12 protein-coding genes are annotated in these 12498 nt (G+C 63.8%); 8 read left to right on the top strand and 4 right to left on the bottom strand.

Translation table 11 applies throughout. The annotated features are described in order from the left end of the window. The first annotated feature begins 303 nt into the window (after positions 1–303). The 7 genes from rpmH to VL52_RS00430 all read left to right on the top strand — a co-directional run bounded on the left by rpmH (position 304) and on the right by VL52_RS00430 (position 6933). Positions 304–438 carry a 50S ribosomal protein L34 gene (gene rpmH, locus VL52_RS00460; protein ID WP_021477546.1) on the top strand — a complete coding sequence of 45 codons (135 nt, stop codon included), beginning with the start codon at positions 304–306 and terminating at the stop codon, positions 436–438. 4 nt (positions 439–442) lie between these two features. After that, the gene (gene rnpA / locus VL52_RS00455) at positions 443–808 is read left to right on the top strand and encodes a ribonuclease P protein component (RefSeq protein ID WP_011137952.1); all 366 of its coding nucleotides are present in this window, start codon (positions 443–445) and stop codon (positions 806–808) included. After that, positions 784–993, top strand: coding sequence for a membrane protein insertion efficiency factor YidD (yidD, locus tag VL52_RS00450; RefSeq protein ID WP_021477548.1), 210 nt, complete (start codon positions 784–786; stop codon positions 991–993). The genes rnpA and yidD overlap by 25 nt, the downstream gene beginning before the upstream one ends. Before the next feature lie 19 nt (positions 994–1012). After that, positions 1013–2650 (top strand): membrane protein insertase YidC, encoded by a 1638-nt coding sequence (gene yidC / locus VL52_RS00445; RefSeq protein ID WP_046155227.1) that lies wholly within the window; start codon positions 1013–1015, stop codon positions 2648–2650. 327 nt (positions 2651–2977) lie between these two features. After that, complete coding sequence (mnmE, locus tag VL52_RS00440) at positions 2978–4330, top strand: tRNA uridine-5-carboxymethylaminomethyl(34) synthesis GTPase MnmE (RefSeq protein ID WP_046155226.1); 1353 nt, start codon at positions 2978–2980, stop codon at positions 4328–4330. A gap of 360 nt (positions 4331–4690) precedes the next feature. Further along, positions 4691–5182 (top strand): putative pterin-binding protein, encoded by a 492-nt coding sequence (locus VL52_RS00435; protein WP_046155225.1) that lies wholly within the window; start codon positions 4691–4693, stop codon positions 5180–5182. 56 nt (positions 5183–5238) lie between these two features. After that, positions 5239–6933 carry an ATP-binding response regulator gene (locus VL52_RS00430; RefSeq protein ID WP_046155224.1) on the top strand — a complete coding sequence of 565 codons (1695 nt, stop codon included), beginning with the start codon at positions 5239–5241 and terminating at the stop codon, positions 6931–6933. Between the two features lie 511 nt (positions 6934–7444). On the opposite strand, the gene VL52_RS00425 is transcribed toward VL52_RS00430, so the two are convergent. Beyond that, a complete protein-coding gene (locus tag VL52_RS00425; RefSeq protein WP_082113563.1) occupies positions 7445–8650 on the bottom strand; it encodes a bifunctional transcriptional activator/DNA repair enzyme AdaA in 1206 nt (401 codons plus the stop codon). Positions 8651–8793: 143 nt separating this feature from the next. Between VL52_RS00425 and VL52_RS00420 the strand changes: the two genes are divergently transcribed. Beyond that, positions 8794–9630, top strand: a complete 837-nt coding sequence (locus VL52_RS00420; RefSeq protein ID WP_046155223.1) for an isocitrate lyase/PEP mutase family protein — start codon at positions 8794–8796, stop codon at positions 9628–9630. 72 nt (positions 9631–9702) lie between these two features. Here the strand turns inward: VL52_RS00420 and VL52_RS00415 are convergent, their stop codons facing one another. The 3 genes from VL52_RS00415 to VL52_RS00405 are packed head-to-tail and all read right to left on the bottom strand — an operon-like array spanning position 9703 to position 12496. Next, entirely contained in the window at positions 9703–10434 is a 732-nt protein-coding gene (locus VL52_RS00415) for an ABC transporter permease (RefSeq protein WP_046155222.1), read from the bottom strand. Further along, positions 10431–11360 (bottom strand): ABC transporter ATP-binding protein, encoded by a 930-nt coding sequence (locus tag VL52_RS00410; protein ID WP_046155221.1) that lies wholly within the window; start codon positions 11358–11360, stop codon positions 10431–10433. The genes VL52_RS00415 and VL52_RS00410 overlap by 4 nt, the downstream gene beginning before the upstream one ends. Next, a complete protein-coding gene (locus VL52_RS00405) occupies positions 11357–12496 on the bottom strand; it encodes an ABC transporter permease (RefSeq protein ID WP_046155220.1) in 1140 nt (379 codons plus the stop codon). Before VL52_RS00405 ends, VL52_RS00410 begins: the two co-directional genes overlap by 4 nt. Positions 12497–12498: the final 2 nt, after the last annotated feature.

Below are 12498 nucleotides of genomic sequence, written 5' to 3'. Positions count from 1 at the left end.
GCTGCCGGCGCATGGCTTGCAACAGCGGGAAATGCCGCACGCGGCGCGCGTTTCGCGCGCGCGAACGACGGAATGTTCGGCATGGGAGCGGCCGGCGGGCTGCGGTGTTTCGAACGCGGCGGGCTGGAGAGCCCCGGAGTGCGTTCATTTGTTGTGCAGCCGATCGGCAACGGTAAACCTAGACATTCTAACGGTTTTTTGCAAAGTTATCCACAGGGGTGGAGAAAATTCCTCGTTGACAAAGCGGCGAATATCTAGTCAAATCACGCGTTTATTTCCGTTTCGAAACAGGAAACCCATATCATGAAACGTACTTACCAGCCTTCCAATACCCGTCGCAAACGCACTCACGGCTTCCTGGTCCGCATGAAGACCCGTGGCGGCCGCGCCGTCATCGCCGCTCGCCGCGCCAAGGGCCGCAAGAAGCTGGCCGTCTAAGCCCTTGTCGGCTTACCGCTTTCGCCGTGCGCACCGGCTGTTAAAAACGGATGAGTTCTCATCCGTTTTTAGTTTGCGGCAACAGCGCAGCAATGCGTTCTTCCAGGTGTTCGCCCGTCCCAACGGCCTGGACCACGCCCGTGTGGGCCTGGTGGTCGGCAAGAAGGTCGCCAAGCGGGCGGTACGCCGCAACTATATCAAGCGCTGCGTGCGCGAGTGGTTCCGCCTGAACCAGCAAGGCCTGGACGGCGTGGACTACGTGGTGCGCGCCAAGACGGCGTTTACCCGAGAACAGCGCGCCGAAGCTGTAACGGCTTTGCAGGCCTTGTTTGCTAAACTGGCACGATGTCGCGCATCCTCATCCTCCTGATCCGTTTCTACCAGCTGGCTATCAGCCCGTGGTTGGCGCCGCGTTGCCGCTTCCAGCCCACCTGTTCCGGCTACGCGATCGAGGCGGTGAGGAAACACGGCGCGCTCAAGGGCGGCTGTCTGGCCGCCAGGCGCATCTGCCGCTGCCACCCCTGGGGCGGCAGCGGCTATGACCCGGTTCCCTGAACTTTCCGGTATCGAGAAGATGGACTCCAAGCGACTGATAATCTTTGTTCTACTGTCCGTGGGCATCTTGTTTGGGTGGAATGAATATTTCATGCCCAAGCACACCCCGCAGCAGCAAGCGGCCAAGACCCAGGCCACGACCGGCGCCGCCAATAATGTGGCGCAGCCGGCCGACGCCAACAAGCTGACCCGTGGTCAGCGCATCCACGTCAAGACCGATCTGGTCGAGGCGGAGATCGATACCGTGGGCGGCGACCTGCGCTCGCTGAAGCTTCTGAAGCACGGCGCGGCAGAAGACCACAACCAGCCGTTCCAGCTGTTCGAGGACGACGCCAAGCGCACCTACGTGGCCCAGACCGGCCTGGTGGCGGCCAGCAATCCCGCGCTGCCCACCCATAAAACCGTGTTCACCGCCGACAAGCCCAGCTACGAGCTGACCGGCGACAAGCTGGAAGTGAAGCTGACCGCGCCGGACGCCAACGGCGTCAAGGTGAGCAAGGTTTACACCTTCAGCAAGAACAGCTACGAAATCGGCGTTCGTTACGACATCGTGAACGGCGGCGCCGCGCCGCTGGCCCCCACCGCCTACTACCGCCTGCTGCGCGACAGCCAGGCGCCGGAAGGCGAAGGCCGCATGGCTCACACCTACACCGGTCCGGCCGTGTACACCTCGGAGCACAAGTTCCAGAAGGTGAGTTTCGACGATCTGGCCAAGGGCAAGGGCGACTACGCCAAGACCACTACCGACGGCTGGGTGGCGATGGTGCAGCACTACTTCATGTCCGCCTGGATCCTGAAGCCGCTGGACGGCGCCTCGGTCTGCAAGGACGAGCGTTCCTGCCGCTTCGAGCTGAAGGAAACCGCCGGCCTGAACTCCGCCGCCGCGCTGGTGGACTACGCCACCGTCGCGCCGGGCAAGAGCCTGAGCGTGTCCGTGCCGCTGTTCGCCGGTCCGGAAGAGTACAGCATCATCTCCAAGCTGGCCGACGGCATGGAGTACGCCAAGGACTTCGGCATCTTCTACATCTTCGCCTCGCCGCTGTTCTGGCTGCTGGTGAAGCTGCACGCGCTGGTGAGCAACTGGGGCTGGGCGATCGTGCTGCTGACGCTGACCGTGAAGGCGGTGTTCTACCCGCTGACCGCCGCGTCCTACCGCTCGATGGCCAAGATGAAGGCCCTGGCGCCGCGTCTGGAGCGCCTGAAGGCGCAGCATGGCGACGACCGCATGAAGTTCCAGCAGGCGGTGATGGAGATGTACAAGACCGAGAAGGTCAATCCGCTGGGCGGCTGCCTGCCCATGCTGATCCAGATCCCGGTGTTCATCGGCCTGTACTGGGCGCTGCTGGCTTCCGTGGAACTGCGCGGCGCGCCGTGGATTCTGTGGTACACCGACTTGGCCCGCCCGGACCCGTACTACATCCTGCCGGTGATCATGGCCGGCACCATGTTCCTGCAGACTTTCCTGAACCCGCCGCCGGCCGACCCGATGCAGGCGAAGATGATGAAGATCATGCCGCTGGCCTTCTCCGCGCTGTTCTTCTTCTTCCCGGCCGGCCTGGTGCTGTACTACGTGGTCAACAACGTGCTGTCGATGACCCAGCAATGGTTCATCAACAAGCAGATCGAAAAGAGCAACAAGGCCGCGCTGCAATCCTGAGCGCCCCGTCAGAATTGCTGATAGAACCCGGCCACTGGCCGGGTTTTTTGCTGGATAATTGAACAGGAGCAGCTAACAGAGCCCCTGATCCTGCGTTGCGCCTCCTTGCCGTACCATGTGTACTGTCTGCGTCGGCGCGCCTTGGCTCAGGTGCTCTGTTAGCCGCTCTAAATGAATTCGCCGCGGGCATGAAGCCGGTGCGGAGCATGAGCGCAAGGCGGCCTGCCTCCCTCTCCCCTCGGGGGAGAGGGGCGATGCCGGCTCTTGTGCCCGATGTCCGCCCGTGTACCAGCCCGCCGTCCGCGGCCAAGCATCGAAGGAATGCCGATGAACCTCAGCTACACCCCCGCCACCATCTGCGCCGTCGCCACCGCTCCGGGACGCGGCGGCGTCGGCGTGATCCGCGTCTCCGGCAAGGACCTGCTGCCGTTCGCGCAGGCCATCACCAATGGCAAGACGCCCAAGCCGCGTTACGCCACCTACACCGACTTCTTCGACGGCCACGGCCAGGCGCTGGACAACGGCCTGCTGCTGTTCTTCCCCGGCCCCAACAGCTTCACCGGCGAAGACGTGATCGAGCTGCAAGGCCACGGCGGGCCGGTGGTGCTGAAGATGCTGCTGGCGCGCTGCGTGGAGCTGGGCGCGCGACTGGCCGAGCCGGGCGAATTCACCAAGCGGGCCTTCCTCAACGACAAGCTGGACCTGGCCCAGGCCGAGAGCGTGGCCGATTTGATCGACGCCAGCAGCGAGACGGCGGCCAAGAGCGCGCTGAAATCGCTGAAGGGCGCGTTCTCGCGCGAGGTGCACGGCCTGGTGGACGAGCTGATCAACCTGCGCATGCTGGTGGAGGCGACGCTGGACTTTCCGGAAGAGGAGATCGACTTCCTGAAGCAAGCCGACGCCATCGGCCGCCTGCGCCGCCTGCGCGGGCACCTGGTAGGCGTGCAGGCCACCGCCAAGCAGGGCGCCATCCTGCGCGAGGGGATGCACGTGGTGCTGGTGGGCCAGCCCAATGTCGGCAAGTCCAGCCTGATGAACGCGCTGGCCGGCGACGACATCGCCATCGTCACCGATATCGCGGGCACCACCCGCGACACGGTGCGCGAGGAGATCGTCATCGACGGCGTGCCGGTGCACGTGATCGACACCGCCGGCCTGCGCGATACCGACGACGTGGTGGAGAAGATAGGCATCGAGCGCACCTGGCAGGCGGTGGAGCGCGCCGATCTGGCGTTGCTGCTGGTGGACAGCCGCGAGGGCCTGACCGCCGAAGTGCAGGCGATCCTGGAGCGGCTGCCGCCGGCGCTGCCGCGGGTGCAGGTCTTCAACAAGGTGGACCTGTCCGGCGAGGCCGCCGGCCTGACCGTGCAGGACGGCCACCCGCTGGTGCGCCTGTCCGCCCGCACGCTGGATGGCGTGGACGTTCTCAAGGCCAAGCTGCTGGAAATGATAGGCTACAGCGGCGCCGACGAAGGCGTGTTCCTGGCGCGTCAACGCCACCTGGACGCCATCGCCCGCGCGGCCGATCACCTGGAACTGGCGGAAGCAGACTGGGAGCAGGTGGAAATCTTCGCCGAAGAGCTGCGGATGGCGCAGAACGCGCTGTCCGAGATCACCGGCGAGTTCAGCGCCGACGATCTGCTGGGCGTGATCTTCTCGCGCTTCTGCATCGGCAAGTAGTCCGGCCCTTCTTGTCTCTCCGGCATGCGCCGGAATTGCGAAAAGCCCCGCTTCAGCGGGGCTTTTATTTTCGGGCTTCGCGTTCATGGCGCGGGGTTTGCGGGGCATGGATGCAAACGGGGCATCGCTGATCATCCCGATGCGCTGCGCGCCATGCCCGGATCGGAGACGGCGGCATTGGTAATAGCCTTGACCATATATTTTATGCGGCAAAATAAGATATAGTTTGTCATTGAGAATGACATTGTTGTTTTGGTTTAACTAATCTTTGTTAGTTATTTCCGAGTGCGTCCTGTGTTTTGAATTGCCGGTACTGGAGTTTGTGCTAGCGGATGGGCTTGGAAATGAGAGGGAGTGGTGATGAAGAGAATCTTATGGGGATTGCTCAGCCTGTTGCTGCTGAGTGGCAATGGTTGGGCGGAGAGCAATCCCGTTATTTTAACCGTTTCCGGGAAGATTGGAGTATTTACAAATAAAGACAAGACAGCATACGCTTTCAGGGTCAAAGATTTTCAGGCGCTAAAGCAGCACGACATCGTGACGAAAACCAGCTGGACGCCGGTTTCAACTTTTTCCGGCCCGCTGATGCGAGATATCTTGGCGAAAGTTGGCGCAACGGGATCGAAGGTTAAATTTCAGGCATTGAATGACTACGCGTACTCAATCGATAGGCGGGAATTTGATAAATATAATGTCATTCTGGCCCGGTCCATGAATAAAAAACAGCTGGAAGTGAAAGAGCGGGGGCCGCTGTGGATCATGTATCCTATTGCCGATATGCCTAGCGCCGCGAAGGGGCCGCAGCTGGATGCCAAGCTGGTTTGGCAAGTTGATCGCATTGTAGTCTATTGATCCATTGCAAGGTGGATGCCTGAGCGCGTGAGGGTGCGGTGAGAAATAAAGCATGGATGACTGTCAAGAGCATTCCCCCGGTATTCATACTGGTTTTTTTTGTCGCCGCTGCGAGCATTTATATTGCCATTGAACGGCATGTCGTCACTAAAAAGTTTGAGGGGAAGAACGAGGATTTGTACTGGACGGTTGCCCAGCTACAAATCGAGTTGGAGCGCTCGCGCGCGGAGCTGGTTCGTCTGAAGGCGGGCGAGCTGACCATCGATCAGGCCAACCTTAGGCTGGCGGTGGCGAAAAGTCGATTCCTCGACTTTGTCACCCCCTCCAGCGTGCATGGCTTATTGAGCTCGGTTGAAGGATTTCATGGCGTTTCTGAGTTGCTGCAGAAGTTTTTCCACGATGAAAATATTGCTTTGGTCAACCGCTCGTCCGCGCAGAATTACATTGATCAGATCGACGAAATTCGTCCCTTTCTCTCCGAGTTTGCCGTTCAGTCCCGGGTATCTGAAGTGGATAAGGATTTGGCCCGTAGTCAAAGGCTTGCCTCCGCGCTGTGGTTTGCCCTATGGGCTGGGGTCGGCATCATTGTCCTGATTCTCTTGTATCGTTATTACGCGGCGCGCCGCGACGTGGCGGCCCGGCAGGCTTTATTGGAGAAAGAGCGGGCGGCGCATAAGGCAACGGTTTCCGCCGAGCTGGACAGAACCACCTTTCTGGCTACGATCAGCCATGAGATACGCTCTCCGCTACAAACAATGCAAGTCTGCGTAGAGTTGATCGAATTCGAAGTGCCTCCCGCAGGTAAAATGCATGCGACGCTGATGCGCTTGAAGAGCAGCATGACGCATTTGTTGACCCAGGTTCGAGACATCATGGATATCTCGGCAATCAACAATATGCAGTTCCGCTTGCACCCGGAAGATGTGAATGTCGAGACCGTCTTGCACGAAGCGATTGAGGCGCATCGGGTCCAATTGGAAAACAAGGGACTGAAACTGGAAGTTTCAGTGTCTGGCCTGCCTGAAAAAGTCAGGTTGGATGGCAATCGATTGCGGCAAATCGTTGGCAATTTGATCGCGAATGCGATCCGCTATACTGACCATGGCGAGATCGCCGTCATGGCCCGCATCGACTGCGAAGATGATCAGGGGATTCTGCAGATAAGGGTCCGCGACACAGGCATTGGCATTCCCATTGAATTTCAAAGCCGGATTTTCCAGCCCTTCTGCCAAGGCAAGCTGCGTCGGCCGGGCAGCAGCGGTTTGGGTCTAGCGATAGTCAAGGAACTGGTGAGTCTGCTGGGTGGAGAGATCGAACTGACAAGCGAAGAGGGGCAGGGGGCGGAATTCGTTGTCAGGCTGCCGGTGAATATCCAAGAGGGCGGGAGTGAGAGGACGGATTGCATTCTGCTGGTTGAGGATGATGAAAATATAAGCACGCCTTTCGCCGATTGTTTGACGATGAATGGGCATCCCGTTGTTGTGGCAAGCACAGTGAAAGAGGCCTGCCGATATCTTCAGGAAAAAGCCTTCAGCATCATCTTGGTGGATATGCAGCTGGGTAAGGAAAGCGGGTATGACGTTGCGGAGTTTGCCAAGAAAAGCAGAAACAACAAGGCTGCGCCCATCATTGCAATGACGGCTTACCCTGAAGAATATGCCGACTCAAGAGCTGTCTGGTTTGTTGAGCGGCTAGAAAAGCCTTTTGATTTCAATAGGCTGCGGCAAGTTATGAAGCAGCATATGAAATAAAGCATGGTGGGGTTTTGGAGCCAGTTGTCCCGCTCACCGTCTTGCCTTTGTTTGTCAGCGTAGCCAATGCTTATTCTGGCTTAGTTTTATCCACAAGGACGTGATCCTACGATTTTTATCCACAGCTCTGCCTGGAAATGCATTGTCGCTTCAGCCGCGCAAACTGCCACCAAAACCACCGCCCCGGTGGTTTCTTGCTTTCAGGCGCGCAGCGCTGTGGACTGGCCCGGCTCCTGTAGGCATCCCTGCCTTATGAATGGGCTGATGCGGCTTTTGCAACGCGGCGATGAACCTGGGCGGCGGCGCACACCGCTCGTTGGCCATGCCCGCCGATTACCGGTTGGACTTGTACGGAGTGTCGGCCTTATGCACTCAGGCGGCTGGCGCGATTGGGCTGACCTTGCTCGGCGCGGCCTTGCTGCGCTGGATCATGAGCAGGCTGTGGACTGGTATCGGCGTGAGTATCCGAAAGTGTTCGGCGAGCGGCCACGCACCTGATCGCCTTTTTGTCTCAATCCAGATAGTGCTGGGCGTAAGCCCGCCATGGACGCCAAGCATCCATATGCGCTGGAACAGGCATGGGATTGCACTCATCAGGTTCGGCTGCTCGGGGCATGTCGTTTTCTGCGTTTGGGCTCGGTGGGAAAGCATGACTGAGGGAAGGGAAGGCAGGATCAGCGGATGGCAATGGGCATCCGTGCCGGTTCAGCCAGCTGGCGCGATCGCTGGGCGCGGTTTCGTGTTTCCACACACTCTCCGCTACGCTCCAGGCGCCGAGCAGTCGCAAGCCGGGGCGAGCGGCGACACGCTCTGCAAGCATCGGATCTTGCGCTAGATGACGCTCGATGCAGTCTGGGTCGGCGGCGAGGTCCAGCATGGCGCGCAGGCGGGCCAGAATGTCCCCTAGCGCTTGCCATTGGCGGGTTCGTACCGTCACAAGCAGCGCTGGGTGTCGCGTCGGCGTGACGCTCAGCGTGCCAGCGACGCCGCGCCAGCAAAAGACTCGGGCATAGACATCTCCTTGGATAGCTTCAAGCCCCGGGACTACATGAGCCGCCAGTTGCGCCAGCATGTCCGGCCAATCGTAAGGCGGCCGATAGCGCAGCAGCAGGCTGACTTCCCCAGGCGCGTTTTGACAAGCGGATGCATCGCGGCGCAGCTCGCCCGGGGCGCGGCGGTATAGCTGCTGGAATACTTCGTTGAAGCGGCGCACGCTGCCGAAGCCGGCGGCGAAGGCGATGTCGGTCAGCGGCAGCCGCGTTTCGTGGATCAATTGCTTCGCCAACAGCACCCGTCGCGTTTGCGCCACCGTCAGCGGCGAGGCGCCGACGTGTTCGGCGAACAGCCGCCGCAACTGGCGTTCGCCCACGCCCAATTTGTCCACCAGCCCTGCCATGCCGCCATCGTCCAACGCGCCCTGCTCGATCAGCGCCAACGCGCGCGCCACGGTGTGCGAGTGCCCGCTGTTGGCCACGCCGCGCCAAGCGCCGGAATCGGGCGCGGCTTCCGGACGGCAGCGCAGACAGGGGCGAAAGCCGGCCTCCTGCGCCGCGGCGGCGGTGGGGTAGACGGCGATGTTCTCGCGTTTGGCGGTGCGCGCCGGGCAGATCGGGCGGCAGTAGATGCCGGTGCTGCGCACGGCGATGAAGAAGCGGCCGTCGAAGCGGGCGTCGCGGCTGGCCAATGCGCGGTGGCAGAGATCGGGATCGAGTTCCATCGCGCGATGATGCGGGCAACGCGCGGCGCCGGCCAGCGGTTTTCGGACATTGACCCCGGGATGTTGTCGATGGCCGAAAACCGCCAGCCGATGAGTGGCTACCGAGCGACGATGGCGTCCCATTTCCAACCGGAGTACGCGCCATGATTGCGCCTTTGTCCCGTTTTGAACGCTTCCGCCAATTGAACCTGCAGGGCCGGCTGATGCTGCCCAACGCCTGGGACGCTGCCAGCGCCCGGCTGTTCGAGGCAGCCGGCCATGCGGCTATCGCCACCACTAGCGGAGGCATCGCCTATGCCCGCGGCCTGGGCGACGCCCAGCGCATAGGCCGCGAGGCGATGCTGGGCGAGATCGCCCGTATCGCGGCCAGCGTGGCGGTGCCGGTCAGCGCCGATATCGAGGCGGGCTATGGCCTGGCGCCGGAGGATGTGGCGTTGACGGTGAAAGGCGCGATCGAGGCCGGCGCGGTCGGCGTCAACCTGGAGGACAACGGCCACGGGCGGCTGCCGCAACCGCTGTTTGAAACGGCGGCGCAGTGTGAGCGTCTGGCCGCGGCCAGGCAGGCCGCCGGTCAGATGGACGCGCCACTGTGGATCAACGCCCGCATCGACACCTATCTGCTCGATCTTGGCTTGACGTCGGAGCGGCGGCTGGAGGAGACGCTGGCGCGCGGCAACGCTTATTTGGCTGCCGGGGCCGACATGGTGTTTGTGCCAGGACTAAGCGATGTCGCGGAGGCTGCATGGCTGGCGCAACGTTTGCATGGTCCGCTGAACTTGATGGCGTTGCCGGATGTGGCCGGGGCGGACGCCTGGTTCGACGCCGGCGTGCGGCGCGTTAGCCTGGGCGTGGGGCCGATGCTGGCGGTGATGGGTCTGGTTCGGCGCATGGCCGATGAGGCGATGCAGGGCGAGTGGCCGGCGATGAGTGCGCACAGCTATGGCTTTGCCGAGGCGGAAGCGCTGTTCGCCAGGGACTGAAAATTTATCCACAGCCAGGCCGTTCGACGTCTTTTATCCACAGCGCAGCGCAGCGCGGTCAGGGAGCGCAGTTTACGCCTGGCGCTGCGGCGTCAGCCATTCCCCCAACCACTGAAACGCCTGATCGACGACGATCGCCAGCAGCGCCACCGGCAGCGCGCCCTGGATCACGTAGGCGGTGTTGAAGCCGGACAGGCCGACGATGATGGGCAGCCCCAGCGTGCGCGCGCCGACGGTGGAGGCCAGCGCGGCGGTGCCGATATTGATCACCATCGCGGTGCGCACGCCGGCCACGATCACCGGCGCGGCCAAGGGCAGCTCCACCCGCCACAGCATCTGGCGCGCGCTCATGCCGATGCCGCGGGCGGTCTCGCGCGCGTCTTCCGGCACCGATGCCAGGCCGGCCAGCGCGGCGTGGGTGATCGGCAGCAGGCTGTACAGCGCCAGCGCGACCAGCGCCGGCGCGGCGCCGAAGCCGATCAGCGGGACCGTCAGCGCCAGCACCGCCACCGGCGGAAACGATTGGGCGATGGACAGCAGCGTTTCCAACAGCGGGCGGAAATCGCGTCCGGCAGGCCGGCAGGTCCACAGCGCGGCGCTTATCCCCAGCAGGGCCGCCGCGCCGCCGGACAGCGCGACGATGGCCAGATGCGCCAGCAGCAGCTCGCCGAAGTCGTCCTGCAGATACAGCGGACGGTCCAGCTCGGGAAACCAGTAGTGAAACAATGGCGCGCTGCGCGGCAGGCCCAGCAGCAGCGCGGCCAGGGCCAGCGCGCCGGCGATCAGCCCCGCGCGCCGCCTCATGCCGACGAGCCCAGCAGGTCTTCGAAACGCAGCGCGCCCACTTCCGCTCCCGCGGCGTCGATCACCGGCAGCGCCGCCGCGCCCTGCACGATGAAGGCGGACAGCGCTTCGCGCAGCGTGGCGTCGGCGCGCAGGGCGGCGCCGGCGGCGCGCTCGCCCGGGCGCAGCCGATCGGCCACGCGCAACAGCCCCAGCAGCCGCACGCCGGCCTCGTCCGGCTGGAAGAAGCCGCGGACGAAGCCGTTGGCCGGATTCAGCAGGATGTCGCGCGGGCTGCCCTGCTGCTGGATGCGGCCCTGGTCCATCACCGCGATGCGCTGGCCCAGCAACAGCGCCTCGTCGATGTCGTGGGTGACCAGGATGATGGTCTTGCCGGACAGGCGGTGGATGCGGGCCAGCTCCTGCTGCAGGTTGGCGCGGGTCACCGGGTCCAGCGCGCCGAAGGGCTCGTCCATCAGCAGCAGGTCGGGATCGGCCGCCAGCGCCCGGGCCACGCCGACGCGCTGCTGCTGGCCGCCGGACAATTGGTGCGGGTAGCGGCGGCGGAAGTCGGCGGGCAGCCTGAGCAGCGCCAGCAGCTCGTCCACCCGGGCCTGTATTCGCGGGCGCGGCCATTTCAGCAGTTGCGGCACCGCGGCGATGTTCTGCTCGACGGTCCAGTGCGGGAACAGGCCGACGGACTGGATCGCGTAGCCGATATGGCGGCGCAGCAGTTCCGGCGGCTGGGCGTGGATGTCGCGGCCGGCGATGCGGATCTCGCCGCTGTCCGGCTCCAGCAGCCGGTTCAGCATTTTCAGCATGGTGGACTTGCCGGAGCCGGAGGTGCCCACCAACACCGCGAATTCGCCTTCGGCGACGGTCAACGACAGGTCGGCCACCGCGGGCGCGCCGTGGAAGGCTTTGTTGACGTTGGCGATTTCAATCATCGGGGCACGGGCTCCAGCCGGGAGGCCAGTAGTTTGAAGACGGCGTCGCAGCACAGGGTGAGCAGCACGATGGGCAGCACGCCCAGCAGCACCTGGTCCGGCGCGCTGGCCGACAGGCCCTGGAACAGGATGGCCCCGAAGCCGCCGGCGCCGATCAGCGCCGCCACCGCGGCCAGACCCACCGCCTGCACCGTGGTGACGCGCAGGCCGGCGATGAACACCGGCAGCGCCAGCGGCAGTTCCACCCGGCGGAAGATCTGCCACGGCGACATGCCGATGCCGCGCGCGCTGTCGCGGACGGCGGCCGGCACCTGGCGCAGCGCGGCCAGCGTGCCGTGGGTCATCGGCAGCAGCGAGTACAGCGTCAGCGCGGTCACGGCCGGCGCCAGGCCGACGCCGGCGATGCCCGATTGCGGCCACAGCCGTCCCAGCCAGGCCAGCGGCGCGATCAGCAGAGCGAACAAGGCCAGCGAGGGGGTGGTCTGCAAGGTGTTCAAGATCGGGAACAGCCAGGCTTCGGCGCGCGGCCGGCGGAAGGCGGCCAGCCCCAGCGCCGCGCCCAGCAGCGCGGCCGGCAGCACAGACAGGCTCACTAGTTGCAGATGGCGCAGCAGCGCCTGGCTGAACGCGTCGGGATCGTTATGGTATTCGCGCAGCAGCGCCAGCGCGTCCAATCGGCCGGCTGCCAGCAGCGCCAAGGCCGGCAGGCAGCCGGCGCACGCTATGAGCGCGCGGGCGGGCGGACTCAGGGCCAGGCCGCGCAGCGATTCGGCCAGTTGCAGGCAGGCGGCCAGCTGCAGCAGCCAGAAACCGGCGCCGAAGGCGGTGCGGGCCAGCGAGTCGGAATCGCCCCCTCCCAGCCGCGCGGCCTCGACGCCGGCCAGCAGCAACAGCCCGTTGGCCAGCAGGACGGCGCACAAGGCCAGCAGGCCGCGCAGCCGGCGCGACGGGCGCAGCCACGGCGACAGCAGCAAAGGCAGCGCCGGAACGATCAGCCAGAAGGCGCCGGGCAGCGCCGGAAGGCGCAAGCCCTGGCCGCTGAGCAGGCGGTTGGGGGCGTGGCTGAGCAGCGGGCTGCATAGGCCGGCCAGCAGCAGCAGCGCCAATGCCAGCTGCACCCGGTTATGCAGCCGCATCA

Origin of the sequence: Chromobacterium vaccinii (assembly GCF_000971335.1) — a bacterium.
GTDB classification, from domain to species: domain Bacteria; phylum Pseudomonadota; class Gammaproteobacteria; order Burkholderiales; family Chromobacteriaceae; genus Chromobacterium; species Chromobacterium vaccinii.
Note: the sequence above shows the minus strand (reverse complement) of the source record. Positions and strands in the feature narration are given on the sequence as shown.

Excerpts from the sequence above, each read along its gene's own strand:
- rpmH (WP_021477546.1), top strand. The coding sequence starts at position 304 with ATGAAACGTACTTACCAGCCTTCCAATACCCGTCGCAAACGCACTCAC.
- yidD (WP_021477548.1), top strand. The coding sequence starts at position 784 with ATGTCGCGCATCCTCATCCTCCTGATCCGTTTCTACCAGCTGGCTATC.
- yidC (WP_046155227.1), top strand. The coding sequence starts at position 1,013 with ATGGACTCCAAGCGACTGATAATCTTTGTTCTACTGTCCGTGGGCATC.
- mnmE (WP_046155226.1), top strand. The coding sequence starts at position 2,978 with ATGAACCTCAGCTACACCCCCGCCACCATCTGCGCCGTCGCCACCGCT.
- VL52_RS00435 (WP_046155225.1), top strand. The coding sequence starts at position 4,691 with ATGAAGAGAATCTTATGGGGATTGCTCAGCCTGTTGCTGCTGAGTGGC.
- VL52_RS00430 (WP_046155224.1), top strand. The coding sequence starts at position 5,239 with ATGACTGTCAAGAGCATTCCCCCGGTATTCATACTGGTTTTTTTTGTC.
- VL52_RS00425 (WP_082113563.1), bottom strand. The coding sequence starts at position 8,650 with ATGGAACTCGATCCCGATCTCTGCCACCGCGCATTGGCCAGCCGCGAC.
- VL52_RS00420 (WP_046155223.1), top strand. The coding sequence starts at position 8,794 with ATGATTGCGCCTTTGTCCCGTTTTGAACGCTTCCGCCAATTGAACCTG.
- VL52_RS00415 (WP_046155222.1), bottom strand. The coding sequence starts at position 10,434 with ATGAGGCGGCGCGCGGGGCTGATCGCCGGCGCGCTGGCCCTGGCCGCG.
- VL52_RS00410 (WP_046155221.1), bottom strand. The coding sequence starts at position 11,360 with ATGATTGAAATCGCCAACGTCAACAAAGCCTTCCACGGCGCGCCCGCG.
- VL52_RS00405 (WP_046155220.1), bottom strand. The coding sequence starts at position 12,496 with ATGCGGCTGCATAACCGGGTGCAGCTGGCATTGGCGCTGCTGCTGCTG.